We start from the raw sequence: 26471 nt of genomic DNA, 5'->3' as shown, positions 1-26471 counted from the left end.
GAGAATACAATGATTACAACTGAAATTAAACGAGTAAAAAATCACATTAACGGTGAGTGGGTTGAATCGACAGGTACGGAAGTAGAAGCAGTTCCAAATCCAGCGACTGGAAAAATTATCGCTTACGTTCCATTATCTCCAAAAGAAGATGTTGAAAAAGCTGTTGAAGCGGCAAAAGCAGCATTCGAAACATGGTCTAAAGTACCAGTTCCAAATCGTTCAAGAAATTTATATAAATATTTACAGCTATTACAAGAAAACAAAGATGAGCTTGCAAAAATCATTACGCTAGAAAATGGTAAGACGCTAACGGATGCAACAGGTGAAGTACAGCGTGGTATTGAAGCGGTAGAACTTGCAACATCTACGCCAAATTTAATGATGGGTCAAGCACTTCCGAATATCGCTAGCGGAATTGATGGATCGATTTGGCGCTACCCAATCGGAGTTGTTGCTGGCATTACACCGTTTAACTTCCCGATGATGATTCCGTTATGGATGTTCCCACTTGCAATTGCTTGCGGTAATACATTCGTATTAAAAACATCTGAAAGAACGCCACTTTTAGCGGAGCGACTTGTAGAATTATTCTATGAAGCAGGTTTCCCAAAAGGCGTATTAAATTTAGTGCAAGGCGGAAAAGATGTTGTAAATAGCATTTTAGAAAATAAAGATATTCAGGCTGTTTCGTTCGTTGGCTCTGAGCCGGTAGCTCGTTACGTATATGAAACAGGTACGAAACACGGAAAACGTGTACAAGCGTTAGCAGGTGCGAAAAACCATGCGATTGTAATGCCAGATTGCAATCTTGAGAAAACAGTACAAGGTGTAATTGGATCTGCATTTGCAAGTAGTGGAGAGCGCTGCATGGCATGCTCAGTAGTAGCAGTAGTGGATGAAATTGCTGATGAATTTATTGATGTATTAGTAGCAGAAACGAAAAAATTAAAAGTAGGCGATGGCTTTAACGAAGATAACTATGTTGGACCATTAATCCGTGAATCTCATAAAGAGCGCGTTTTAGGCTATATTAATAGCGGTGTAGCAGATGGGGCAACTTTATTAGTAGATGGCCGTAAAATTAATGAAGAAGTTGGAGAAGGTTACTTTGTAGGTGCGACAATCTTTGATGGCGTGAATCAAGAAATGAAAATTTGGCAAGATGAAATTTTTGCTCCAGTATTAAGTATTGTACGTGTTAAAGATTTAGAAGAAGGTATTAAACTAACAAATCAATCTAAATTTGCAAATGGTGCGGTTATTTATACGTCAAATGGTAAACATGCACAAACATTCCGTGATAACATCGATGCTGGTATGATTGGTGTAAACGTAAACGTTCCAGCACCAATGGCATTCTTCGCATTTGCAGGAAATAAAGCTTCATTCTTTGGTGATTTAGGTACAAATGGTACAGATGGCGTTCAATTCTATACACGTAAAAAAGTTGTAACTGAGCGCTGGTTTTAATATAGAGTAAACAACCAAATCAGTTATTAGATGAAAACCACCACTATTAATAGTGGTGGTTTTCGTCTTGTTAATTATTTTTTTCAAAAGCTAGTTTAATACCAAATCCAATTAGGACGACTCCTGTTAGCCCTTGAATATAACGTTGCGTCTTCGGTTTTTTCATAAAAGCACTAATTTTATCAATTAAAAATATATAAAATGCAAACCAAATGACTGTTAAAACGAGGTAAGTAAGGCCCATTACAAGAAGTTGAATAAATGTATTATGATTTGGATTTAAAAATTGTGGTAAAAAAGTTAAAAAGAAGATTGCTACTTTAGGATTTAATAAATTTGTAAGAAATCCTTGGCGAAAGCAAGAAGTATGTTCGTTTTCATTATTCAAAGATAGATCATTTGTATCTAAGTTTTCTTTGTTTCTTACTGCTAAAAGGGCTTTAATACCGATATATATTAAATAGAGAGCCCCAACGTACTTGAAAATAGAAAATAAAAGAGCTGACTTTACAATAAGTGCAGAAAGACCAATTACAGCAGCTAAAGTATGAATTAATAGTGCAATACATGTACCAAACACTGTTTTCACTCCACCGACTTTACCAGCAACCAATGTATTTTTCGTAGCCATTGCTGTATCTGGACCAGGTAAAATGATGAGGCAAATAGACATAATGATGAAAAGAAGATAATTTTCTATCATAGCCGTCCCTCCTTTTTATTTTTAGAATATTTGATTAAAATCAGTGTAGCACAAAAATGGATTTAATAAAATTAAATTTTATTAAAAATAATTAAATAAAAAAGGCTATATAGTAGCTCTAATTACACTACTATATAGCCTCGATTTTATACCGCTATTTGCGGGTAGTAAGATTTTCACCGCACAAGATTTAGCTGAAGAAAAGAAGTTAGGTGGGGGATGAACAAAACCTCCCCTCATGACAATTTCATTTTATGCATTAAGTAAGTTAAAGAAACGATTCACATCTTCTTCTGAAACGTCACTTAACTGTTTATATTTATAATTCGGATTTTGATCTTTATCAACGACAACGGAGCGTACTCCCTCGAAGAAATCTTCATGTCTCATGAAATTTTTAGCAAGTATAAGGTCCGTAGCGAAACATTCTTCAACGGATTTATCTTTTCCATCAATAAACTGTTTTAATGTTACTTTTAGTGAAATAGGGGATTTTGATAACAGTGTTTCTTTCGTTTTTAGAGCAAAGGAACTTTCATCTTTCTCCAATGAATGGATGATTTCTTCAATTGTATCGAAAGCAAAATGTGAATTGATTACTTCTAATGAAGGAGCAAGCTCGCTTTCTAAGTTTGGAGCAGTTGCAAATGTACGAATAACTTCTTTTAAATTAGTATGTACATCATCTTCTTTATGCCAATTTACACTTTCAAGTTCAGTAAGAAACTCTGGTAATGAATCAGATGTCATAAAGTAATCAGCAGCATTAATAAATAATACGTCAGAAGCTTTTAAAATAGATGCTGTTAAAGCAACGAATCGTCCTGTATATCCAGGCGCTTTATTTAAGAAATATGCAGCTCCGACGTCTGGGAAGAAGCCGATATTCATCTCTGGCATTGCCCATTTCGTACGCTCAGTTACAATGCGATACTTCGCACCATTTGTAAGACCGACACCACCGCCCATTACAATTCCATCTAAACAAGCAATAATCGGTTTTGTATATTGATAAATATATGTATCAATTTCATACTCTTCTTCAAAAAAACGTTCTGCATGTTGCAATGCCACTTCATTGGAACGCGCTTCATAAAGAGTTTTAATGTCGCCGCCTGCACAAAAACCTTTTGTGCCAGCTCCTTTTAACACGATAAGTGCAATACGCTCATCGTGTTCCCACTCTTTAAGTTTTTGTCCGATAGGTTGTAACATGTCATAAGATAAAGAATTAAGTGCTTTTGGACGGTTTAAAGTAATTGTCGCAACGCCGTTTTCACTAACAGAAAATAAAACTTGTTCAGTCATAATGCATCCTCCCTTACATATCTTCTTATTCTTAATTCTTGATATGTACTGAAATGTCCTTTATAAATTTTGTCAAAAGTTGACGGTAAATATTAATTTGGTCACTGCATATTTTGACGAGTTATCTTTGCAGGATTTCAGAGACTGAGGGGGAATATTACAACATTACTGTAAGTGTAATTATTTGAAGTTATAATGATAAAAGCGCTATTATATAGGTGTGAAATGTTCATTATCAATTCTAAAAGTGTGTTTGAAGAAAAAAGAAATCGTACAATTGTAATAAAAAATTTTACACTGAATTAGAAATAGAGAAAGGAGAAATCGGAATGCCAGGACCTTTACTATTGTCGGTTATTATTTTGTCTTTTTTAATGATAGGAATAACGCAGTATTTTCATCATACAGATACGACAGAAGAAGTGAAGGATAAAGTACGTCTCGTATTTCCGATTTTTATAATATCTATTTCATTCTGTATTTTATTAAATAAAGATGGCTACATTGTCGCAGTGTTCTCATTTTTCGTCGCAATCGTCTTAATTACCGTTTTATATTATGTAATGAAAGACTTTATACAAAAATAAAGATGTCACAATAGGCATTTTTATTTTGGGGAAAATGTAAAATTTCACATACCGTATTTTATATAAAATACATAAAGCATATAACAATAGAAAAGTGTGTACTTTGCTGTGTATGTACTTGTCAATCTTGCATAGCCACTATACTATTAAAATGTAGAGATTATAAAAAGGGGTTGTATCTATCATGAAATTTGAGATGCACACAAAAATTATTTCAAATGAAAAAGAAGTAAGATTACATATTGAAGAAAATATATTTCAATTAATATTGGATGGTTATCACTTATTTACAGTTCAAGAAATATTGCCTTTATATAAATCAAATGAAGAAAGAATTGGAAGTGCAACGATATTGAAGCTAGAGTGGGAGAACGGAAAAACTACAATAAACTATCAACTCGTTTCACTAAAATCAGTAAATTAAAAGGAGTAGAAAAATATGAAGTTATTTCATACAGCGGATTGGCATTTAGGAAAGCTTGTTCATGGCGTGTATATGACTGAAGACCAAAAGATTGTATTAGATCAGTTTGTACAGGCTGTTGAAGAAGAAAAACCAGATGCTGTAATTATTGCAGGGGATTTATATGACCGAGCAATTCCACCTACAGAAGCAGTAGACTTATTAAATGATGTGCTGCAAAAAATAGTTATTGATTTACAAACACCAGTTATTGCAGTAGCTGGTAATCATGATAGTCCGGATCGTATCCATTTTGGAAGTAGTTTAATGAAAAAACAAGGATTACATATTGCAGGTCAATTTCAATTCCCGTACGAACCTGTTGTACTAAATGATGAATATGGAGAGGTTCACTTCCATCTAATACCGTATGCAGACCCAAGCATAGTTAGACACGTGTTGAAAAATGAAGACGTACGTTCTCATGATGATGCGATGCGCATTTTTATGAATGAGCTCTCTGAAACGATGGATAAAGAAGCTAGACATGTATTTGTTGGACATGCATTTGTAACTTCTTCAGGAGAAGCGGAGGAGAATACAAGTGATGCAGAACGACCACTTTCAATTGGTGGTGCTGAATATGTAAATAGTCATTATTTTGATAAGTTTCATTACACAGCGCTTGGACATTTACATCAAGCGCATTTCGTACGTAATGAGACCATTAGATATTCAGGTTCACCACTTGCCTATTCAATTTCTGAAGAGAAACATAAAAAAGGTTATTACATTGTAGAACTGAATGAAACTGGTGAAGTAGCAATTGAAAAAAGGTTACTTTCACCACGTCGTAAAATGCGAACAGTAGAAGCGAAAATAGATGAATTATTACAGCACCCAGTAAGTGAAGATTACGTATTTGTAAAATTATTAGACGAAAACCCTGTCTTACAGCCAATGGAGAAAATACGATCTGTATATCCAAATGCAATGCACGTTGAAAGAGCGATGCAAAGGCGAGAACTCACAGATACAAATGAAGTAACGGTTTCAAGACATAAAACGGATGATTTATCTCTTTTAAAGGCTTTCTATAAAGAAATGAAAGGGTTAGATTTATCAGAAGAGAAAGAACGCCTATTTATAGATGTATTACAAACAGTGCAAGAACGGGAAGGTGAACGAGGATGAGACCGATTCAGCTTATTATGACAGCATTCGGGCCATATAAACAGAAAGAAGTAATCGATTTTGAAGATCTTGGAGAACATCGTATTTTCGCTATTTCTGGGAATACGGGAGCTGGAAAAACAACGATTTTTGATGCGATTTGTTATGTGTTATATGGTGAGGCTAGTGGAGAAGAACGTAGTGATACGAGCATGCTTCGAAGTCAATTTGCTGATGATAATGTTTATACAAGTGTTGAATTAACCTTTCAGTTAAAAGGGAAACGCTATGAAATAAAACGACAACTTGGACATAAAAAACAAGGGAATAAGACCATTACAGGACATGCAGTAGAATTATATGAAGTTATTGATGGAGAAAACGTTCCAGCCGTCGATCGTTTTCATGTAACAGACGTAAACAAAAAAGTGGAAGATTTAATTGGGTTAAGTAAACATCAATTTAGCCAAATTGTTATGTTACCCCAAGGGGAATTCCGAAAACTATTAACATCTGAGACGGAAAACAAAGAAGAGATTTTACGTCGTATTTTTAAAACGGATCGTTATAAATTAATGCGTGAGTTACTTGATCAAAAGAGAAAACAATGGAAAGATGTCTTGCAAGAAAAACAAAAAGAGAGAGAGCTCTATTTCCGTAATGTTTTTAAATTACCAATCCGTGATGGAGCATTATTAGAGACATTAGTGGCACAAGAACATGTAAATACGCATCAAGTAGTAGAAGCGTTAGAACAAGAAACAACCGTGTATAAAGCAGAGGTTGAGCAATTACAAGTAGAACAAGATGTTCAAACGAAGCAATTAAAGGATGCAGAAACACGTTTTCATGCAGCAAAATCTATAAATGAGAAATTTATAGATTTACAACAAAAGAATGAGAAATATAACACTTTACAAGAGAACCGTGCAGCAATTGAAAGGAAAGAAAAATCCTTTAAACGTGCGGAACAAGCAAAGCGCTTATTACCATTTGAACAATGGTATGAAGAAGCGATGGAAAATGAGCAGAAAGTTGAAAGTTTGTTAAAACAGATAATTGTCAAACAAGAACAGATAATGAACAGCTTTGAACTTGCTAAGGAGAAGTATGAAGTAGTAAAGAATAAAGAAGCTGAACGAGAAGAGGCTAAAAAACTTGTTCAAAGATTAGAAGAGTTACAAGCAATCATTGAATCATTAGCTGAGAGAAAGCTGAATTTACAAAATGCCGAAATTCAAATAGGGAAATTAAAAGAAAGTATGCAAAAGTTAGATCAACAACTAGAAGAGCATACAAACCAAAAACAGAGAATGTCTGATGAATTGCAGCAATTAGAACAAGCACTTGAGCAATATGTAGCTAAAGTAGAAGAACTAACGAATATGCGAGAAGATGCAAAAGTTTTAAAGCAAGCATATGATGTTTGGCAAGAAAAACAAAAATTCGAGCAAGAAAAAGAAGCGGCAACTAATAAAATGCAAGTGGCAGTTCGTGCATATGAAAACATGGAGCGCCGCTGGTTAAGTGAACAAGCTGGTATATTAGCTCTTCATTTACATGACGGTGAATCTTGTCCGGTATGTGGTAGTACGAATCATCCGCAAAAAGCTACAGAGCAAAGTAATGCGATCGATGAAAAAGAGTTAAACAATTTAAGAGATAAGAAGAACATTGCTGAAAAATTACATGTGCAAGTAGAGGAGAAATGGAATTTCTATCGACTACAATATGAACAAGTGATAGAAGAAGTTGTGAAGCGCGGCTACAATTCGGAAAAATTAGCTGAAACATATAGTGCACTTGTTCAAAAAGGAAAACAATTAGCTGCAGACGTGAATACGTTAAAAGCAAGTGAAGAAACACGTAAGCAGATTGCTGCGAACATGAAAAGCGTAGAAGAAAAAATAGAAGAACTTCAGAAACAAAAACGAGAAGTGGAAACAATGCAGCACCGTACAGAAATGGAGTGTATGCAATTTCGTACGTCATATGAACATGATAAACGAAATATTCCAGAAAACTTACAAACAGTACAAGCTTGGAAAGCACAGTTTGACCAAGCTATGCAGGAACTTAGGTTAATAGAAGACGAATGGAAGAAAGTCCAGGAAGCGTATCAGCATTGGCAAAATGAAAATATACGTATTCAAGCAGAACAAAAAGGTGCTTCTAATCAATTTGAAAGTGCAAAATTAAAGAAAGAAGAGACTTTCGCACGCTTTATGAAAGAGCTAGAACAAAGTGGGTTTACAGATGAATTCACGTATAAAGAAGCCAAATTAAGCGATGCCGAGATGGAGATGTTACAAAAAGAAATTCAAGGTTATTATTCATCGCTTGAAGTGCTTGCAAAACAAATCGAAGAGTTAAACTCAGAATTAAAAGATAAAGAGTATATGGATATTACATCTTTAGGTGAACACATAAAAGAACTAGAAATTAATCTCGATATCATTAAAGAAAAACGTCAACGTGCGCAAAATGCGGTAACATATATTTCGGATTTACATGAAAACATTAGACGTATTGATGAGCAAATTCATGAGGAAGAAAAAGCTTTCCAAGAACTTGTTGACTTATATGAAGTAATGAAAGGTGATAACGAGAGCCGTATATCATTTGAACGTTACATCTTAATTGAGTATTTAGAACAAATTGTTCAAATTGCAAACGAACGATTACGTAAATTATCAAACGGACAATTTTATTTAAAACGAAGTGAACGAGTTGAAAAGAGAAATCGTCAAAGTGGATTAGGCTTAGATGTGTACGATGCATATACTGGCCAAACACGCGATGTAAAAACACTATCCGGCGGAGAGAAATTTAATGCATCACTTTGCCTAGCGCTAGGAATGGCAGATGTCATTCAAGCATATGAAGGTGGTATTTCCATCGAAACGATGTTCATCGATGAAGGGTTCGGTTCATTAGATGAAGAATCATTAACGAAAGCTGTAGACGCCTTAATTGACTTACAAAAATCAGGCCGATTTATCGGTGTCATTTCACACGTACAAGAGCTGAAAAACGCAATGCCAGCTGTATTAGAAGTAACGAAGCAGAAGGATGGGTGTAGTCAGACGCGGTTTGTGGTGAAGTAAGCTTAAAAAATGGAGTAGGGAATCTACCGATACTTTTAGTGTCATATGTATGAATAATAAAACGTCGTCTCTTCATATTGGAGGCGACGTTTTATTTTATAAAATATCTATGAATTATCTGTAGAAGGCGGCGTATTCTCCAAACGATTATAAGCTTTAAAAGCTGAAATTGCTGAGATAACCCCGCCTACTAAAAATAAAGTCGATCCTCCAACTAAGATGATACGACTGACATATGTTTCCCGTGCTTCTTCGACTTCTTCTTGTAACGCTGTAGGCATATGAATCCTCCCTTTATAAAAGTTGTTTTATAAATAGTATATACAAACGCCTAAAATGTGTTAAAATAACTGATGATTTTATGCAGTGGGTAATTAGATGAGTAGGATGCGAGTGGCTAAGTAAATCTTCATCACAAATTTATGTGAACTTCACATAGAGCACATATTAACATTGTATTATGTATATGTACCAAATAAATAAATAAAGTAAATGTAAGTTCTGTTTTCAAAAATTTAAAATCCTTTTATTTCTATATGAAAGTTTTAATCAAGGGTTTTAAAAAATTTGGAAATAGATCTTATGAATATGGAATTCATATAAAAGGGGAATGTCTTATGACAACATATACGAGTGAAATGAGAAAAACTTTAGTTTCAGAAGAAGATGTAGATATTTTAAAAATTATGGCGCATCCAATCCGACTGCAAATTGTAAATGAATTAAGTACGAGAAAAACTTGTAATGTAACACAATTAACAGAGTTACTGAATATTCCGCAATCTACTGTTTCACAACATCTATCAAAAATGAAGGGTAAAGTGTTACGAGCAGAGAGAAGAGGTTTAGAAATTTATTATCATATTAACAATTTAAAAGCGAGTAAGATTGTTAATGTTTTAGGGTATATAAACTAGTGAAATATTTTTATATAAAATAGCCCCTGCTGTTGAGCAGGGGCTATTTTGTGTTGTTTTATGTATTTGTATTTAAAACTTTATAGTTTTTATGATTTACAATTGTTCGATCAAATTCAAAAGTACCACCGCTTACATTTGTAATTTCAACTAAGACCGATTCAGTATAAAGTTTTAATACAGATCCTGTAATCTTTAAATTATTTCGTTGAAAAAGTATAGTATCCCCTACGTTTGCTTTCATAGTACCTCCTCATTAAAGACAGAAATATTTTTTTATTATATATATTAAACCACGGATAGATATATTAGTGAATATTTAGTTTTATTTATTGGAAAAAAATTTGTTCTCTAATTGAAGAGTATAAAGTACTCCTGTGTTAAAAGTTATATTTTATTTAAGTTTATCCCGCTATTTGCTGGGCAGTAAGACCCCCGCCTCAAAATTCAGTGGAAGCAAAGAAGTTAGGCGAGGGCTGATTAAAGTTTCACTGTATTATAAGCAAAGTAAATTGTTTTCAGCATTAGCGAAACTAAATACTGTAGAGAAACAAATTATTCAAAAGACAGACACTATGTAGCACAAAACGTAAAGTAGATAAGTAAAGTTTTTTTCAGGAGTATAAGAAAAATATACGTTTATTAATAAGATCTCTAATTGGTAAAATTCCAATTAAAAACATAGGAAAACTTTAATATAAAAAGGTAATCAATTACAAATGTAGAAGTAATATATACGAAAGGAAAGATTTATATGTCTAAAGGGAAAAAACAAGTTAGTCAACTTAGTTTTCTGGTGAATTTTATGAACGACAAGGGGAGTCTTGTGAAAATTTAATAGTATTATAGTATCCCCTTGTGAAAAAATGGTTGGGGGAATATATAAATGATAACAGAAATGAATATTAAAGTAGTTTGTGAAGAATCGTTTTCAAAAAGAGAAATAAAAATTTTAGAGACGTTTCTTTCAACTTTATCGGGACATTCTAATGCTCTCGTTACAAAAGAGGGGATGTTTTTAAACCCATTAAGTAAAGAGAAGAGTGTGATTTATTATCACAACTTTGTATTTGTAAAATCACTTACAGAACAAATGTGTGCAGAATTAAAAGAAGTTTTAACAAGACGTATTAAAAATGCTTTCATTATGATGGAATTTGTAGAGCCAATTGTTACATTTGAAGAAACAATTATAAACGTATAAAGAAAGTCAGGCTTATGAATTGACCCAATAAAACCGTCTCTTTAATAAATAGTAAAGAGACGGTTTTATTGGGTCACTTTTTAAAAAAGAGTTCAAAAATAAATGTAAATCGATCTTATACAAAAACTACTTATTAAATAACTGTTACGTATTTAATAAGTAGTTTTTGTATTTCATCCTTCGTTTTTTGTAACTGATTCTACGTTTTTGACGCTCCGCCTTGTAAGTGCTTACATAAACGAAAACATCTTATACAATGAAGGTGTCAAATCAAAAGAGGTGACCAAAATGAACATAAAAAAAGTAAATTTAGCGAATAGCATTGAAATAGAAAGAGGAGGCGGAAAGGTATGAAAAAATCAACTGTTAATCCATGGTTTGTTGTCTTTGGCACAGTTATAGTACAAATGGGGCTTGGGACGATATATACATGGAGTTTATTCAATCAGCCTTTAGTTAGTAAATACGGTTGGAGTCTTAACGCTGTTGCGATAACTTTCTCAATTACTAGTCTTTCTTTAGCATTTTCAACTTTATTTGCGAGTAAATTGCAAGAAAAATGGGGACTTCGTAAACTTATTATGATAGCTGGATTAGCATTAGGACTAGGATTAATACTTAGCTCACAAGCGTCCTCATTAATATTACTTTATGTACTAGCGGGAGTTGTTGTAGGTTATGCAGATGGTACAGCATATATCACTTCACTATCAAATTTAATAAAGTGGTTTCCAGAGCGTAAAGGTTTAATTGCTGGTATTTCTGTCTCTGCATATGGTTCAGGTAGCTTAATCTTTAAATACGTTAACGCACAGTTGATTGAATCAGTTGGTGTATCGCAAGCATTTATATACTGGGGTTTAATTGTTACAGTTATGATTGTAATTGGTGCTTGTTTAATCCATCAAGCTGCAGATCAAGGAGCAGTTCATGAAACAAAAACTAAGGAATACACAACGAAAGAAATGTTAGGCACAAAACAAGTATACTTATTATTTATCATGTTATTTACATCATGTATGAGTGGCTTATACTTAATTGGTATGGTAAAAGACATTGGTGTTCAACTTGTAGGACTTAGCGCAGCAACAGCAGCTAATGCGGTGGCTATGGTTGCAATCTTCAATACATTAGGTCGTATCATTTTAGGACCATTATCGGATAAAATTGGGCGTTTAAAAATCGTTACTGGTACTTTTGTTGTTATGGCGAGTTCAGTCTTAGTTCTAAGTTTTGTAGATTTAAATTATGGTATTTACTTCGTATGTGTAGCAAGTGTAGCGTTTTGCTTTGGTGGAAATATCACTATTTTCCCAGCTATTGTTGGTGATTTCTTCGGTATGAAAAACCATAGTAAGAACTACGGAATTGTGTATCAAGGATTTGGATTTGGGGCGCTTGCAGGTTCCTTTATCGGTGCACTTCTAGGGGGATTCAAACCAACGTTCATGGTAATAGGTGTATTATGTGTCGTGTCATTCATTATCGCAATTTTAATTCAAGCACCTAAGCAGAAAAAAGAAAAAGAAGAAGAGTATCGCAGCGTAGCATAAGTATACAAATCTTCTATAACACTATGATTACGAAAAAGCATCCTATTCTATTAATTAGGATGCTTTTTTATGAGTTATTTTAACAAGGTTAAATTACTTTTGGGATTTTTATAGATGTAAAAGTGAGTGGAATACCCATTTGGAATATAATAAATTGATACATCGTATTCGAAATATATATTAAATCTTAAATGATAAAGAAGACATTCATTAGTATTTGTAAGATATATTTTCAGAAAAATATTGAGAAAATATATACTTGAATTTTTCATAAAGCATTGTAAATGAACGTATCTCTAGTTTAGTTTTTTCAATTTTAAAAAGAGGACTTTGAATTTTATTTATAATATAAGTACTTTTAATGCGTTTACATATGATTTTATTAAGAAGCATTAAAATGGTTTATCTGAAAAATAAAAAAAGATTGACAAGTTTATTGAGAAACATTATCATTTCGGTGTAAGATGGTAAATGAAAAACATTATCAATAAAATGGATTTTAAAGTAATGCGCACTTGACCAATTAGTTTAGTAAGTGTATTATTTTTTACAACACAACTGATAATGAAAATCAATATCATCGTTGTTACTTAATGAAATTAATGTTTATGTGAAAGGATAGAGAAAATGAACTTAGGGGAATTTGATGGGAAAACAGTTTTAGTAACAGGTGCAGCACAAGGCATAGGCAGTGTCGTTGCCAAAATGTTTTTAGAAAGAGGAGCCACAGTTATTGCGGTTGATCAAAATGAAGAGGGGTTAAATGTACTCTTAAATCAAAATGAATTAAACAATACACGTATGAAAACGTTTCGTTTAGATGTGAGTGATAGCGCCGCTGTTGAAGACATGGTAAATCATATTGCAAATGAAATAGCGCCAATAGATATTTTAATAAATGTTGCAGGGGTTTTACGTATGGGACCAATTCATTCGTTAAGTGATGAAGATTGGAATAAAACATTCTCTGTAAATACTACAGGGGTTTTTAATATGTCCCGAGCGGTAAGTAAAAATATGATGTTAAGAAAATCGGGGGCAATTGTTACAGTCGGTTCAAATGCGGCAAATACGCCAAGAATGGAGATGGCTGCGTATGCTGCGTCAAAGGCCGCAACGACGATGTTTATGAAATGTTTAGGACTAGAGCTTGCGGCATACAATATACGCTGCAACTTAGTTTCTCCAGGTTCTACTGAAACTGAGATGCAAAGATTACTATGGGCTGATGAGAATGGAGCTAAAAATATAATTGCTGGTTCTCAAAATACATATAGACTCGGAATTCCATTACAAAAAATTGCACAACCTTCAGAAGTTGCTGAAGCAGTGTTATTTTTAGCCTCAGATAGAGCAAGTCATATTACAATGCACAATTTATGTGTCGATGGCGGTGCTACGTTAGGAGTTTAATAAAAATTCAGGAGGTTATTATATTATGAATGAACATATAGCTGTAAAGGAATTGTCAGAAAAACTTTTAGAAGATTATAAGACTGAATCTTCATTCTTTTTCGCTTCACCAACTCGAACTATATTAGCAGAAGGAGAGTTTACTACAGTAAAGCATCGTGAAATTGAAAGTTTCTCAGAGCTTGTACAAGCGACATTAAGTAATGCGAAACAAGCTGGAAATCCAAATCCTATCGTTGTGGGTGCTTTGCCATTTGATCGTAGAAAAGAAGTCCAACTTATCGTACCAGAATATAGTAGAATTTCTCAGCGTTTACAATTGGATACAACAAATCAGCTTGAAACAAATGAGAACGCAACATTTGAAATGACGCCAATGCCAGACCCTGAAGTTTATATGAATGGTGTGAAGCAAGGAATTGAAAAAATACAGGACGGTGATTTAAATAAAATCGTTCTATCCAGATCGTTAGATGTTAAATCTTCCGAAAAGATTGATAAGCAAAAACTTCTGCGAGAATTAGCAGAGCATAATAAGCATGGTTATACATTTGCTGTGAATTTACCGAAAGATGAAAAAGAGAACAGTAAGACGCTAATTGGAGCAAGCCCTGAATTACTTGTTTCACGTAATGGTATGCAAGTTATTTCTAATCCGTTAGCTGGTTCAAGGCCACGTAGTGAGGACCCAGTAGAAGATAAAAGAAGAGCAGAGGAATTACTTTCTTCTCCAAAAGATTTACATGAACATGCGGTAGTAGTGGAAGCGGTTGCCGCTGGACTTCGTCCGTATTGTCATACATTACATGTTCCAGAAAAGCCATCAGTTATTCATAGTGAAGCGATGTGGCATTTGTCTACAGAAGTGAAAGGTGAACTGAAGGATCCAAATACTTCTTCTTTACAATTAGCAATTGCCCTTCATCCTACTCCAGCAGTTTGCGGAACTCCGATGGAAAAAGCAAGAGAGGCTATACAGCATATTGAGCCATTTGACCGCGAGTTCTTTACAGGAATGCTAGGATGGAGCGATTTAAATGGAGATGGAGAATGGATTGTTACAATTCGTTGTGCTGAAGTACAAGAAAATACACTTCGTTTATATGCAGGAGCTGGAGTTGTTGCTGAGTCAAAACCAGAAGATGAGTTAGCAGAAACATCAGCTAAGTTCCAAACAATGCTAAAAGCTTTAGGGTTAAGAGATAGTTCACTTAATGAAAAATAGGGGGAAGAAAGAATGCTAGTAGGTTATACAGAATGGCCAAAAGAATTTGCCGATCGTTACCGAGAAGAAGGATGTTGGCTTGGTGAAACATTTGGAGGAGTGTTAAGAGAGCGGGCTGAGAAATATGGAGATCAAATCGCGGTTGTAAGTGGTAAGAAGCATATAACATATAGTGAACTTAATAAAAAGGTAGATCGTTTAGCAGCAGGTTTACTGAATTTAGGGATAAAGAAAGAGGACAGAGTTGTAATCCAGTTACCTAACATTATCGAGTTTTTCGAAATATGTTTTGCACTATTTCGAATTGGAGCGCTTCCTGTCTTTGCGCTGCCGTCACATCGAAGCAGTGAAATTAGTTATTTTTGTGATTTTGGCGAGGCGAGCGCTTACGTTATTTCAGATAAGGCTCTCGGTTTTGATTATCGAAAACTAGCAAGAGAAGTGAAAGAGAAAGTGCCAAATTTACAACATGTAATTGTAGTGGGAGAAGAAGAAGAGTTTGTGAACATAAATGATCTGTATATGGATCCCGTCTCATTACCAGAAGTTCAGCCAAGTGATGTTGCGTTTCTCCAATTATCAGGAGGCACAACAGGTCTTTCTAAATTAATTCCTAGAACACATGATGACTATATTTATAGTTTACGTGTTAGCGCTAAAATTTGTAATTTGAATGCAGAAAGCGTCTATATGGCAGTTCTTCCAGTAGCACACAATTACCCAATGAGTTCTCCAGGGACATTTGGAACTTTCTATGCGGGTGGAAAAGTGGTGTTGGCAACTGGTGGTAGTCCAGATGAGGCATTTGCTCTTATTGAAAAAGAAAAAGTTACAATTACAGCGCTCGTTCCGCCATTAGCAATGATTTGGCTTGATGCTGCATCTTCCCGTAATGCCGATTTATCGAGCTTAGAGGTTATTCAAGTAGGTGGTGCTAAGTTTAGCGCTGAGGTTGCAAGACGTATACGCCCTACATTTGGATGTACGTTACAGCAAGTATTCGGTATGGCGGAAGGATTAGTGAACTATACAAGATTAGACGATCCGGAAGAAATTATTATTCATACACAAGGTAGACCAATGTCTGCACTTGATGAAGTACGAGTTGTTGATGAAAATGACAACGATGTACAACCTGGCGAAGTAGGTAGTTTATTAACACGAGGTCCATATACAATTCGTGGTTACTATAAAGCCGAAGAGCATAATGCGCGATCATTTACAAAGGATGGATTTTATCGCACAGGTGATCTTGTAAAAGTAAATGAACAAGGATACATCATTGTAGAAGGAAGAGATAAAGATCAAATTAACCGTGGTGGTGAGAAAGTTGCTGCGGAAGAAGTTGAAAATCATCTATTAGCACACGATGCGGTCCATGACGTAGCAATTGTATCTATGCCTGACGATTATTTAGGTGAACGCACCTGTGCTTTTGTTATAGCTCGCGGACAAGTTCCAGCAGTAAGTGAATTAAAAATGTTTTTAAGAGAACGTGGTATAGCGGCTTATAAAATTCCAGATCGAATTGAATTTATTGAATCATTCCCGCAAACAGGAGTCGGAAAAGTCAGCAAAAAGGAACTACGTAAAGTCATTGCTGAAAAACTTATTACAGTAAAACAATAATAAAAACCGGAAGGAAGTGATTAGATGGCTATCCCATCTATTTCAGTATATAAAATGCCAATTGAATCAGAACTACCAAAAAATAAAGTGAATTGGACACCAGATCCGAAACGTGCAGTGCTTTTAATTCATGACATGCAAGAATATTTTCTTGATGCATATAGCGATAAAGAATCACCAAAAGTAGAACTTATTTCAAATATTAAAGTGATAAGAGAAAAATGTAAGGAACTTTGTATACCAGTTATTTATACAGCACAACCTGGTGGGCAAACGTTAGAACAACGAGGTTTATTACAAGACTTTTGGGGTGACGGTATACCTGCTGGACCAGATAAAAAGAAAATTGTTGATGAACTTACTCCTGATGAGGATGATATATTCCTCACAAAATGGAGATATAGTGCATTTAAAAAGACAAATCTATTAGAAATTTTAAATGAACAAGGAAAAGATCAACTCATTATTTGCGGTATTTATGCGCATATTGGCTGTCTTTTAACAGCTTGTGAAGCATTTATGGATGGTATAGAGCCGTTCTTTGTAGCAGATGCAGTTGCTGATTTTTCACTAGAGCATCATAAACAAGCATTGGAGTATGCATCTAATAGATGTGCAGTAACGACATCAACAAACCTACTGCTAAACGATTTACAAAGTGTAAAAGATGATGAGAGTGAAGGAATCACTATACAGGAAGTGCATGAACTAGTTGCACAACTACTTCGTGAGCCAGTAGAGAGTATTGATATTGATGAGGACTTATTAAATAGAGGGCTTGATTCGGTCAGAATTATGAGTTTAGTAGAGAAGTGGCGTCGTGAAGGGAAAGAAATCACTTTTGCACATTTAGCAGAACGTCCAACTGTTGCAGGTTGGTACAGTTTACTATCTTCACAAACAGCACAGGTGCTGTAACAAATAGACTACATAATAAAGGGGTAGTAAAGAATGCCTAACAGTCAAAAGATTCGTCATTCGTTATCATCTGCGCAGTCTGGTATGTGGTTTGCGCAACAATTAGATCCGCTTAATCCGATATATAATACTGGGGAATATGTAGAAATAAACGGGAATATTCATCAAGACATTTTTGAATTAGCTGTACGTAAAGTTGTAATGGAAGCAGAAGCACTTCACGTTCGCTTCGAAGAGGATGAAATTGGCCCATGGCAAGTTATTGAAGAATCACAGTTTCATATGCATTTTATTGACGTTCGGAAAGAAGAAAACCCTGAAGAAGCTGCTAAAGTATGGATGAAAAATGATTTATCTATGCCAGTCGATTTGAAAAAAGATACTTTATTTACTGAAGCACTTATTCAAGTTGAAAATAATCGTTTCTTTTGGTATCAGCGCATCCATCACATTGTGATGGATGGCTATGGATTTTCACTTCTTAGCCAAAAAGTGGCGAATGAGTATACATCACTTATAGAAGAAACAAACAAGAATGAAAAGCCGTTTGGTTCTCTTACAAAAGTCGTGCAAGAAGATATTGAGTATCGTGAGTCTAAAAAATTTCAGGAAGATCGTACTTTTTGGTTAGAAAAATTTGCGGATGAACCAGAAGTTGTAAGCTTGGCAGAGCGAGCACCGAGAACATCAAATGGATTTTCACGAGAAACAGCTTATTTATCTAGTTCTAGCACGAAAACTTTATTAGAAGATATCAATATTTCGTTAACAAGTTGGCCGGAATTCATTGTCGCTGTAACAAGTATTTATATGCATAAGTTAACAGGTGCAAATGATATTGTTTTAGGTTTACCGATGATGGGACGTCTAGGTTCGGTATCTATTCATACACCAAGTATGGTAATGAATTTAGTGCCACTTCGTATTACAGTAACTCCAAATATAACTCTTGCGGAATTATTGCAGCAAGTTTCTAAAGAAATCCGAGATGTACGTCGCCATTATAAATACCGTCATGAGGAATTAAGAAGAGACTTAAAGTTACTAGGTGAAAATCAAAGGTTGTTTGGACCGTTAGTGAATGTTATGCCTTTTGATTACGGGCTTAATTTTGCTGGAAATCGTGGTATTACGCATAACTTATCAGCAGGACCTGTAGATGATTTATCGATAAATGTATATAAACGTTTTGATCAAAATGAGCTAATGATTCATTTTGATGCGAATCCCGAAGTATATAATGGCGCAGAGCTAGCATTGCATAAAGAAAGATTTATGAATCTATTTGAATTAGTAATAAATAATTATGAGAAAAACGAGCCGATTGGAAAAATAAACATTACTCTGCCTGAAGAAAATCATAAAGTTTTATTGGAATGGAATGAAACGAAGGAAGACGATGAGTTAATCAGTTTACCTATATCATTTGAAAAACAAGTGCAAAAAAATCCAAATAAACTAGCGATTACTTGTGACGGTGTAATCCTTACGTATAAAGAGCTAAATGAACGAGCGAATGAACTAGCACATTATTTAGTAGAAGAAGGAATACGACCAAATCAGTTTGTAGCTTTAGTATTCCCTAGATCAATAGAAATGGTAGTTAGTATGCTAGCAGTCTTAAAGGCTGGTGCAGCGTATTTACCAATAGATCCAGAATACCCAGCAGAAAGAGTTAATTATATAGTAAATGATGCAAAACCAGTTTGTATCATAACACATTCATCTGTTTCATCTAAGTTAGTTATAGAAAAGGATATGAAAAAAATTGTATTAGATGACGAAGAAACGAAACTAGCGTTACATACATATTCTCGTATGAATATAGCATGTAAGAATGATGTATCACTTTTAAACCCAGCCTATACAATATATACTTCAGGCTCAACAGGAAACCCAAAAGGTGTAATTGTTCCTATGAGAGGTTTAAGTAACTTTTTAATGGCTATGCAGCAAAAGTTTTCATTAAATGAAAATGATCATTTATTAGCAGTTACAACGTTTGCGTTTGATATTTCTGCTCTAGAAATTTATTTACCTCTTATTAGTGGTGCAAGTTTAACAATTGCGCAAAAAGAAGACATACAAGAGCCATCAGCATTAACGACACTTTTACAAGAAGAAAGAGTGACAATTATGCAGGCTACACCGACGCTTTGGCAGGCGTTAGTAATTGATTATCCAGAGAAGCTACAAGGGCTAAATATACTTGTTGGTGGTGAAGCTCTCCCAGCGCATTTAGCAAATAAATTAAAAGAATTAGGTTGTTCAATAACTAATTTATATGGACCAACTGAAACGACGATTTGGTCTACTTTCATGAACATTGATGAAGGTGAAAAGGGTATACCACCTATTGGAAAGCCAATTTGCAATACAGAAGTGTATGTATTGGATGCAGGGCTACAACCAGTTCCACCTGGAATTATTGGTGAATTATATATTGCAGGGGAAGGACTTGCAAGCGGATATTTAGGAAAACCTGAGTTAACAGCTGAACGGTTTGTTGCAAATCCTTATGGAGAATCAGGGAAGCGCATGTACCGTACAGGAGATCTTGTGAAATGGCGTAGTGATGGTGCGTTAGAGTACATTAGTCGCGCAGATCATCAAATTAAAATTCGTGGATTCCGAATTGAATTAGCTGAAATTGAAACGGTATTACAACGACATGAAAATATTCAACAAGCGGTAGTAATGGTACGAGAAGATCGTGCAAATGATAAACGCATCATTGCGTATATCGTTGCAGAAGAAAAGGAACCGATTAATCTTTCAGAAATTCGTTCTTATGTTTCAGAAAGTTTAGCGAATTATATGATACCATCGGCATTTGTTGTGCTAGAAGAATTACCATTAACGCCAAATGGTAAGGTTGACAGGAAGAAATTACCTGCTCCTAATTTTAATGGAATGAACAACGAGAGAGTTGCTAGAAATCCGAAAGAAGAAATATTATGTGATTTATTTGCAGAAGTACTTGGTGTTTCTCGAATTAGCATTGATGATAATTTCTTTGAAATGGGTGGACATTCACTTCTCGCATCTCGTTTAATGGCAAGAATTCGTGAAACGTTAAGTGTGGAATTAGGAATTGGGAAACTATTTGAATCACCAACTGTTGCCGAACTGGCGAAACAATTAAACCATGCAAAAAGCGCAAGACCAGCTATTCAGAAAGCAAGTAGGCCAAATGAAGTTCCACTTTCATTTGCACAGCGCAGGTTATGGTTCTTAAATTGTTTAGAAGGTCCAAGTCCTACTTATAATATTCCGCTAGTCATTCGTATGAATGGAATATTGAATCGGGAAGCATTACAAGGTGCTTTTTATGATGTAGTTGAGAAACATGAAACACTTAGAACAATTTTCCCTAACGTATTAGGTAGTTCCTATCAGAAAATTTTAGATATGGAAAATTTAAATCTAGAAATGGTTATAACTAATACATGTAAAGATGAATTAGAAAGTGTACTTTCAGAGGCGGTAAGATATAGCTTTAACCTCGATATTGAGCCGGCAGTTCGTTTGCAACTTTTTACAGTGAGTGAAAACGAACATGTATTATTAATTTTATTACATCATATTGTAGGTGATGGCTGGTCATTACAGCCGTTAACGAGAGATTTTACAGCGGCGTATAAAGCACGATGTCAAGGTGACAGAGTTCAGCTGGAGACACTACCAGTTCAATACGCAGATTATGCACTTTGGCAACAGCAATTGCTAGGTGATGAAACGACACCAGAGAGTCTTATTTCAACACAATTAGATTTTTGGAAAGAAGAACTTAAAGGTTTACCAGACCAAATGGAGTTACCTACAGATTTCCAGCGTCCAATTGAGACGAGTTACCGCGGGGAAACAATTCATTTTCATATAGATGAAGGTATGCATAGTAGGTTAGTAGAGCTTGCACGTAAAAATGGAGTTAGTTTGTTTATGGTATTGCAAGCAGGGCTTAGTGCACTATTTACAAGATTAGGTGCAGGCACTGATATACCAATTGGAAGTCCGATTGCTGGAAGAAATGATGATGTACTTTCAGATATCGTTGGTTTATTTGTAAATACATTAGTGTTACGTACAAATACGTCAGGAGATCCAAGTTTTAAAGAATTATTAAATAGAGTGAAGCAGGTAAATCTTGCAGCTTATGAAAATCAAGATGTTCCATTTGAAAGGCTTGTTGAAGTGTTAAATCCAGTACGTACTCGAAACAGCCACCCGTTGTTTCAAGTTATGTTAGCTTTTCAAAATACACCAGAAGCAACGTTTCATGTACCAGATTTAGAAGCGAGCCTTGAAATTCAAAGCGTTGGTTCTGCAAAATTTGATTTAACATTTGAAATTAGTGAGAGTAACAAGGTTGATGGTACTCCGAACGGTTTACATGGATTACTAGAGTTTAGTACCGATTTATATAAACGTGAAACGGTTCAAAAACTAATAGAACGATTCATTTTGTTATTAGATGATGCAGCTACAAATCCGGATCAATCAATTGGCAGATTAGAAATATTAACTGTAGCAGAGAAAAATACAGTGTTAGAAAAGTGGAATGGTGGTTTTCAAATTGCACCAGAAATGACATTGCCACAATTGTTTGAAAAGCAGGCTCATATAAATCCAAATTCTATAGCTGTTGTCTTTGAAGATAAGAAATTAATTTATGAAGAGTTAAATAGAAAAGCAAATAAAATAGCTCGATTCCTAATAGCAAAAGGGATTGGTCCTGATCAACTCGTTGCTTTAGCGATGCCAAGATCATTAAACATGGTTGTAAGCTTATTAGCTGTTCTTAAAGCTGGTGCTGGATACCTTCCGTTAGATCCAGATTACCCAGCAGACCGTATTTCATTTATGCTACACGATGCGAAACCAACATGTGTTTTAACGAATTCAGAAGTGGAAATTGAATGTGATGAGGCACTAAAAGTTTTAGTTGATGATGTAAAAGTAATAGCAGAAGTTGAGAAATATAGTGAAGAAAATATTGATGAAGTGGAACGCATTAAGCCATTATCTCCATCACATATTGCTTACGTTATTTATACGTCAGGCTCAACGGGTAGACCGAAAGGCGTTATGATACCTCATCAAAATGTAGTAAGACTTTTAGGAGCAACTGATCATTGGTTCCAGTTTGACGGAAACGATGTTTGGACGATGTTCCATTCATACGCTTTTGATTTCTCGGTTTGGGAAATTTGGGGACCTTTATTATACGGAGGGCGTTTAGTTGTAGTGCCACATACTGTAAGTCGCTCACCGAAAGAATTTTTACAGCTTCTTGTTAAAGAAAAGGTTACGGTTTTAAACCAAACTCCATCAGCGTTCTATCAATTGATGCAAGCAGATCGTGAAAATGAAGAGATTGGCCAAAAATTATCTTTACGATATGTTGTTTTTGGAGGAGAAGCACTTGAGCTAAGTCGCTTAGAAGATTGGTATAGTCGACATCCTCATAACGCACCAAAGCTTATTAATATGTACGGTATTACGGAGACGACAGTACATGTTAGCTATATTGAATTAGATGAAACTATCGTCTCTTTACGAGCAAATAGTTTAATTGGGTGCAGTATACCTGACCTTAAAGTGTATGTGTTAGACAACTATTTACAACCAGTGCCACCTGGAGTAGTTGGAGAAATGTATGTTGCAGGTGCAGGGCTTGCACGTGGATATTTAGGAAGAGCAGGATTAACGGCTGAACGCTTTATCGCAGATCTATTTGGAAAGCCAGGTACAAGAATGTATCGTACAGGAGACTTAGCTCGCTGGCGTAAAGATGGGACGCTAGATTATATAGGACGTGCAGATCATCAAATCAAAATTCGTGGATTCCGAATTGAATTAGGAGAAATAGAAGCAGTCATAATGAAGCACCCTAAAGTTGAGCAAGTAGCCGTTATTGTACGTGAAGATCAACCAGGGGATAAACGGTTAGTTTCTTATATCGTTGCATCAAATAATGAAGCGATTGATACGAATGAAATGCGTCAGTTTGCTAGTGGTAGTTTACCAGATTATATGGTTCCATACGCTTTTGTAGTAGTAAATGAGTTACCTTTAACTCCAAACGGTAAATTAGATAGAAAGGCATTGCCAGCTCCAGAATTTATCGCATCATCTTCTAGTCGTGGTCCAAGAACACCGCAAGAAGAAATGTTATGTGACTTGTTTACAGAAGTGCTAAGTGTACCTCAAATTGGAATTGATGACGGATTCTTTGATCTTGGTGGCCATTCACTCCTTGCAGTGCAGCTTATGAGCCGCATGAAAGAGGCGCTTGGAGTGGAACTAAACATTGGCACTTTATTTGCAGCACCGACTGTTGCAGGGTTAGCTGAAAGACTTGAGATGGGGAATGGTCAAAGTGCACTTGATGTGTTGCTTCCATTACGAGCAAGCGGGGATCAATTACCACTATTTTGTGTACATCCAGCAGGTGGATTAAGTTGGTGCTATGCAGGACTTATGAAATCTTTAGGAAAAGATTATCCAATCTATGGTGTACAAGCACGTGGTATTGCTAAAAATGAAGAACTTCCAAAAAGTTTAGAGGAGATGGCGGCGGATTACTTGAAACATGTTCGTGAAGTACAGCCTTATGGACCATATCGTTTATTAGGTTGGTCGCTTGGAGGAAATGTTGTGCATGCAATGGCGGCGCAACTACAAAATGAAGGGGAAGAAGTAGAATTACTCGTTATGCTTGATTCTTATCCTGGACACTTCTTACCGAATACGGAAGCGCCTACTGAAGAGGAAGCGTTAATCGCATTACTTGCTTTAGGCGGATATGACCCAGATAACATGGATGGTAAACCACTTACAATGGAAAGTGCAGTTGAAATCCTTCGTAAAGATGGAAGTGCATTAGCAAGTCTTGAAGAAGAGACTATATTGAACTTGAAAGAAACATATGTAAATTCAGTAGGGTTGTTAGGGAAATATGTACCGAAAGTTTATAACGGAGATATCTTATTCTTTAGATCTACTGTTATACCAGACTGGTTTGATCCTATTTCTCCAAATACGTGGCTAAATTATTTAGATGGGCAAATTGTGCAGCACGATATTGATTGTAGACATAAAGATCTATGTCAGCCAGGTCCACTTACGGAAATTGGACAAGTATTAGCGAAATATTTGCAGAATAAGAAAGGGGTAAGTAGAGTATGACGAATCCATTTGAAAATGATAATTACACATATAAAGTATTAATAAATGAGGAGGGCCAGTATTCTCTCTGGCCTGCTTTTCTCGATGTACCTATTGGCTGGAATGTCGTATATGAAGAAGCTAGTAGGCAGAGTTGCTTAGAATATGTTGAATATAACTGGAAAGATTTGAATCCACAAGGTAATCAAGTTCGCGAAAAAACATTAGTAGGAAAACGATAATGAAAGAAAAACTAAATCCAAAAGTAGTTGTAAGTATCGTTTATATAACTGCGATGTTTATGGCTGCGATGGACGCAACGATTGTAAATGTAGCACTGCAAACGATAAGTAGAGAACTACAAGTACCTCCATCTGCAATGGGGACGGTGAATGTTGGATATTTAGTTAGTTTAGCTGTTTTCCTTCCGATTTCTGGTTGGTTAGGAGATCGTTTTGGTACGAAAAGAGTATTTTTAATTGCTCTTTTCGTATTTACAATTGCATCTGCTTTATGCGGAATGGCTAACGATATTACTTCATTGAATATTTTCCGTATTATTCAAGGTGCTGGCGGAGGGCTTTTAACACCGGTTGGAATGGCGATGTTATTTCGAACATTTTCACCAGAGGAAAGACCGAAGATTTCCCGGTTCATTATACTTCCAATTGCTGTAGCACCAGCAATTGGTCCTATCATCGGTGGTTTCTTTGTAGATCAAATGTCTTGGCGTTGGGCATTTTATATTAATCTACCGTTTGGAATCGTTGCATTGCTATTTGGACTTCTATTTTTAGCAGAACATGTTGAAAAATCAGCTGGTCGCTTTGATTCGCTCGGCTTTATTTTATCAGCACCAGGATTTGCGATGCTCATATATGCACTCAGCCAGGGACCATCAAAAGGGTGGATTTCTTCAGAAATTATGAGTACTGGGATAGCTGGGGTTGTATTCATTACATTGTTTATAATTGTAGAACTGAAAGTAAAGCAACCGATGTTAGATTTACGCTTATTAAAAGAACCAGTCTTTAGAAAGATGAGCATTATATCATTATTTTCATCAGCTGGTTTATTAGGAATGTTATTTGTTTTTCCTCTTATGTATCAAAATGTGATAGGAGTTTCTGCACTGGAATCAGGACTTACGACATTTCCAGAGGCGATTGGATTAATGATTTCTTCACAAATTGTACCATGGTCATATAAGAAATTAGGAGCTCGAAAGGTAATTTCTATTGGATTAATATGTACGGCGGTTATATTTGTTTTATTGAGTTTTGTAAATCATGATACGAATCCGTGGCAAATCCGGGCATTATTGTTTGGTATCGGTATTTTCTTAGGTCAATCTGTCGGTGCGGTTCAATTTTCTGCCTTTAACAATATCACGCCGCCTTCTATGGGGAGAGCTACTACTATATTCAATGTGCAAAATCGACTAGGTTCAGCAATAGGAGTAGCTGTTTTAGCTAGTATACTAGCTGGTTTTGGAAGTAATAACGCTCAATCCGATTTTTTACCATATCAAGCAGCATTAATTGGATCAGCAATATTTTTGCTCATAGCACTACTATTTTCTTTACGTATTTCCGATAAAGAGGTAATGTCAAAGAAGAAAGAAAAAACATTATCTGTATCAGAAAAAGAGAAAGTACTTGTCAATGAATAACAATATACGCATGCTTTCT

19 protein-coding genes are annotated in these 26471 nt (G+C 35.3%); 15 read left to right on the top strand and 4 right to left on the bottom strand.

Going from position 1 to position 26471, the window contains the following annotated elements; genetic code table 11:
* The first annotated feature begins 9 nt into the window (after positions 1-9).
* A complete protein-coding gene (locus MKY38_RS10705; protein ID WP_000633344.1) occupies positions 10-1470 on the top strand; it encodes a CoA-acylating methylmalonate-semialdehyde dehydrogenase in 1461 nt (486 codons plus the stop codon).
* Positions 1471-1540: 70 nt separating this feature from the next.
* Here the strand turns inward: MKY38_RS10705 and MKY38_RS10700 are convergent, their stop codons facing one another.
* Both MKY38_RS10700 and MKY38_RS10695 read right to left on the bottom strand, forming a co-directional pair.
* Positions 1541-2173 carry a LysE family translocator gene (locus tag MKY38_RS10700; protein ID WP_114555646.1) on the bottom strand — a complete coding sequence of 211 codons (633 nt, stop codon included), beginning with the start codon at positions 2171-2173 and terminating at the stop codon, positions 1541-1543.
* Between the two features lie 252 nt (positions 2174-2425).
* The gene (locus MKY38_RS10695) at positions 2426-3481 is read right to left on the bottom strand and encodes an enoyl-CoA hydratase/isomerase family protein (protein ID WP_000139776.1); all 1056 of its coding nucleotides are present in this window, start codon (positions 3479-3481) and stop codon (positions 2426-2428) included.
* A gap of 329 nt (positions 3482-3810) precedes the next feature.
* Here MKY38_RS10695 and MKY38_RS10690 point away from each other — a divergent pair, with 329 nt between their 5' ends.
* The 4 genes from MKY38_RS10690 (at position 3811) to MKY38_RS10675 (ending at position 8751) form a co-directional block, all read left to right on the top strand.
* Positions 3811-4068 (top strand): hypothetical protein, encoded by a 258-nt coding sequence (locus MKY38_RS10690; protein ID WP_001119404.1) that lies wholly within the window; start codon positions 3811-3813, stop codon positions 4066-4068.
* A 184-nt stretch (positions 4069-4252) separates the two neighbouring features.
* Positions 4253-4492, top strand: a complete 240-nt coding sequence (locus MKY38_RS10685; RefSeq protein ID WP_000667346.1) for a DUF2584 family protein — start codon at positions 4253-4255, stop codon at positions 4490-4492.
* A gap of 15 nt (positions 4493-4507) precedes the next feature.
* On the top strand, positions 4508-5665 hold the full coding sequence (locus MKY38_RS10680) for an exonuclease SbcCD subunit D (RefSeq protein ID WP_000765150.1): 1158 nt from the start codon (positions 4508-4510) through the stop codon (positions 5663-5665).
* Positions 5662-8751 (top strand): SMC family ATPase, encoded by a 3090-nt coding sequence (locus MKY38_RS10675; RefSeq protein ID WP_341048950.1) that lies wholly within the window; start codon positions 5662-5664, stop codon positions 8749-8751. Before MKY38_RS10680 ends, MKY38_RS10675 begins: the two co-directional genes overlap by 4 nt.
* 107 nt (positions 8752-8858) lie before the next feature.
* On the opposite strand, the gene MKY38_RS10670 is transcribed toward MKY38_RS10675, so the two are convergent.
* Positions 8859-9032, bottom strand: coding sequence for a hypothetical protein (locus MKY38_RS10670; RefSeq protein ID WP_001141668.1), 174 nt, complete (start codon positions 9030-9032; stop codon positions 8859-8861).
* A 336-nt stretch (positions 9033-9368) separates the two neighbouring features.
* Between MKY38_RS10670 and MKY38_RS10665 the strand changes: the two genes are divergently transcribed.
* Positions 9369-9668 carry an ArsR/SmtB family transcription factor gene (locus MKY38_RS10665; protein WP_000214801.1) on the top strand — a complete coding sequence of 100 codons (300 nt, stop codon included), beginning with the start codon at positions 9369-9371 and terminating at the stop codon, positions 9666-9668.
* Between the two features lie 58 nt (positions 9669-9726).
* Here MKY38_RS10665 and MKY38_RS10660 read toward each other — a convergent pair whose 3' ends face one another.
* Positions 9727-9912 (bottom strand): YkvS family protein, encoded by a 186-nt coding sequence (locus MKY38_RS10660; protein ID WP_000646793.1) that lies wholly within the window; start codon positions 9910-9912, stop codon positions 9727-9729.
* A gap of 642 nt (positions 9913-10554) precedes the next feature.
* Between MKY38_RS10660 and MKY38_RS10655 the strand changes: the two genes are divergently transcribed.
* The 9 genes from MKY38_RS10655 (at position 10555) to MKY38_RS10615 (ending at position 26452) form a co-directional block, all read left to right on the top strand.
* The gene (locus tag MKY38_RS10655) at positions 10555-10872 is read left to right on the top strand and encodes a hypothetical protein (protein ID WP_000627304.1); all 318 of its coding nucleotides are present in this window, start codon (positions 10555-10557) and stop codon (positions 10870-10872) included.
* A gap of 350 nt (positions 10873-11222) precedes the next feature.
* Positions 11223-12425 carry an L-lactate MFS transporter gene (locus MKY38_RS10650; protein ID WP_065223648.1) on the top strand — a complete coding sequence of 401 codons (1203 nt, stop codon included), beginning with the start codon at positions 11223-11225 and terminating at the stop codon, positions 12423-12425.
* A gap of 627 nt (positions 12426-13052) precedes the next feature.
* On the top strand, positions 13053-13838 hold the full coding sequence (gene dhbA / locus MKY38_RS10645) for a 2,3-dihydro-2,3-dihydroxybenzoate dehydrogenase (RefSeq protein ID WP_001048430.1): 786 nt from the start codon (positions 13053-13055) through the stop codon (positions 13836-13838).
* A 25-nt stretch (positions 13839-13863) separates the two neighbouring features.
* Positions 13864-15063, top strand: a complete 1200-nt coding sequence (gene dhbC, locus MKY38_RS10640; RefSeq protein ID WP_065223649.1) for an isochorismate synthase DhbC — start codon at positions 13864-13866, stop codon at positions 15061-15063.
* A gap of 12 nt (positions 15064-15075) precedes the next feature.
* Positions 15076-16692 carry a (2,3-dihydroxybenzoyl)adenylate synthase gene (locus MKY38_RS10635; RefSeq protein WP_065223650.1) on the top strand — a complete coding sequence of 539 codons (1617 nt, stop codon included), beginning with the start codon at positions 15076-15078 and terminating at the stop codon, positions 16690-16692.
* A gap of 24 nt (positions 16693-16716) precedes the next feature.
* Positions 16717-17610 (top strand): isochorismatase family protein, encoded by an 894-nt coding sequence (locus MKY38_RS10630; RefSeq protein WP_070180107.1) that lies wholly within the window; start codon positions 16717-16719, stop codon positions 17608-17610.
* A gap of 33 nt (positions 17611-17643) precedes the next feature.
* Entirely contained in the window at positions 17644-24801 is a 7158-nt protein-coding gene (locus tag MKY38_RS10625) for an amino acid adenylation domain-containing protein (RefSeq protein WP_065223652.1), read from the top strand.
* Positions 24798-25022 (top strand): MbtH family protein, encoded by a 225-nt coding sequence (locus MKY38_RS10620; RefSeq protein ID WP_000184059.1) that lies wholly within the window; start codon positions 24798-24800, stop codon positions 25020-25022. Before MKY38_RS10625 ends, MKY38_RS10620 begins: the two co-directional genes overlap by 4 nt.
* Positions 25022-26452 carry an MDR family MFS transporter gene (locus tag MKY38_RS10615; RefSeq protein WP_065223653.1) on the top strand — a complete coding sequence of 477 codons (1431 nt, stop codon included), beginning with the start codon at positions 25022-25024 and terminating at the stop codon, positions 26450-26452. Before MKY38_RS10620 ends, MKY38_RS10615 begins: the two co-directional genes overlap by 1 nt.
* Positions 26453-26471: the final 19 nt, after the last annotated feature.

The organism is Bacillus sp. FSL R5-0585 (assembly GCF_038004545.1).
GTDB classification, from domain to species: Bacteria; Bacillota; Bacilli; order Bacillales; family Bacillaceae_G; genus Bacillus_A; species Bacillus_A cereus.
This window is presented reverse-complemented; position numbering and strand designations above follow the sequence as displayed.

Bases quoted from the DNA above. Each gene is read 5' to 3' on its own strand.
- MKY38_RS10705 (WP_000633344.1), top strand. From the start codon at position 10: ATGATTACAACTGAAATTAAACGAGTAAAAAATCACATTAACGGTGAG.
- MKY38_RS10700 (WP_114555646.1), bottom strand. From the start codon at position 2,173: ATGATAGAAAATTATCTTCTTTTCATCATTATGTCTATTTGCCTCATC.
- MKY38_RS10695 (WP_000139776.1), bottom strand. From the start codon at position 3,481: ATGACTGAACAAGTTTTATTTTCTGTTAGTGAAAACGGCGTTGCGACA.
- MKY38_RS10690 (WP_001119404.1), top strand. From the start codon at position 3,811: ATGCCAGGACCTTTACTATTGTCGGTTATTATTTTGTCTTTTTTAATG.
- MKY38_RS10685 (WP_000667346.1), top strand. From the start codon at position 4,253: ATGAAATTTGAGATGCACACAAAAATTATTTCAAATGAAAAAGAAGTA.
- MKY38_RS10680 (WP_000765150.1), top strand. From the start codon at position 4,508: ATGAAGTTATTTCATACAGCGGATTGGCATTTAGGAAAGCTTGTTCAT.
- MKY38_RS10675 (WP_341048950.1), top strand. From the start codon at position 5,662: ATGAGACCGATTCAGCTTATTATGACAGCATTCGGGCCATATAAACAG.
- MKY38_RS10670 (WP_001141668.1), bottom strand. From the start codon at position 9,032: ATGCCTACAGCGTTACAAGAAGAAGTCGAAGAAGCACGGGAAACATAT.
- MKY38_RS10665 (WP_000214801.1), top strand. From the start codon at position 9,369: ATGACAACATATACGAGTGAAATGAGAAAAACTTTAGTTTCAGAAGAA.
- MKY38_RS10660 (WP_000646793.1), bottom strand. From the start codon at position 9,912: ATGAAAGCAAACGTAGGGGATACTATACTTTTTCAACGAAATAATTTA.
- MKY38_RS10655 (WP_000627304.1), top strand. From the start codon at position 10,555: ATGATAACAGAAATGAATATTAAAGTAGTTTGTGAAGAATCGTTTTCA.
- MKY38_RS10650 (WP_065223648.1), top strand. From the start codon at position 11,223: ATGAAAAAATCAACTGTTAATCCATGGTTTGTTGTCTTTGGCACAGTT.
- dhbA (WP_001048430.1), top strand. From the start codon at position 13,053: ATGAACTTAGGGGAATTTGATGGGAAAACAGTTTTAGTAACAGGTGCA.
- dhbC (WP_065223649.1), top strand. From the start codon at position 13,864: ATGAATGAACATATAGCTGTAAAGGAATTGTCAGAAAAACTTTTAGAA.
- MKY38_RS10635 (WP_065223650.1), top strand. From the start codon at position 15,076: ATGCTAGTAGGTTATACAGAATGGCCAAAAGAATTTGCCGATCGTTAC.
- MKY38_RS10630 (WP_070180107.1), top strand. From the start codon at position 16,717: ATGGCTATCCCATCTATTTCAGTATATAAAATGCCAATTGAATCAGAA.
- MKY38_RS10625 (WP_065223652.1), top strand. From the start codon at position 17,644: ATGCCTAACAGTCAAAAGATTCGTCATTCGTTATCATCTGCGCAGTCT.
- MKY38_RS10620 (WP_000184059.1), top strand. From the start codon at position 24,798: ATGACGAATCCATTTGAAAATGATAATTACACATATAAAGTATTAATA.
- MKY38_RS10615 (WP_065223653.1), top strand. From the start codon at position 25,022: ATGAAAGAAAAACTAAATCCAAAAGTAGTTGTAAGTATCGTTTATATA.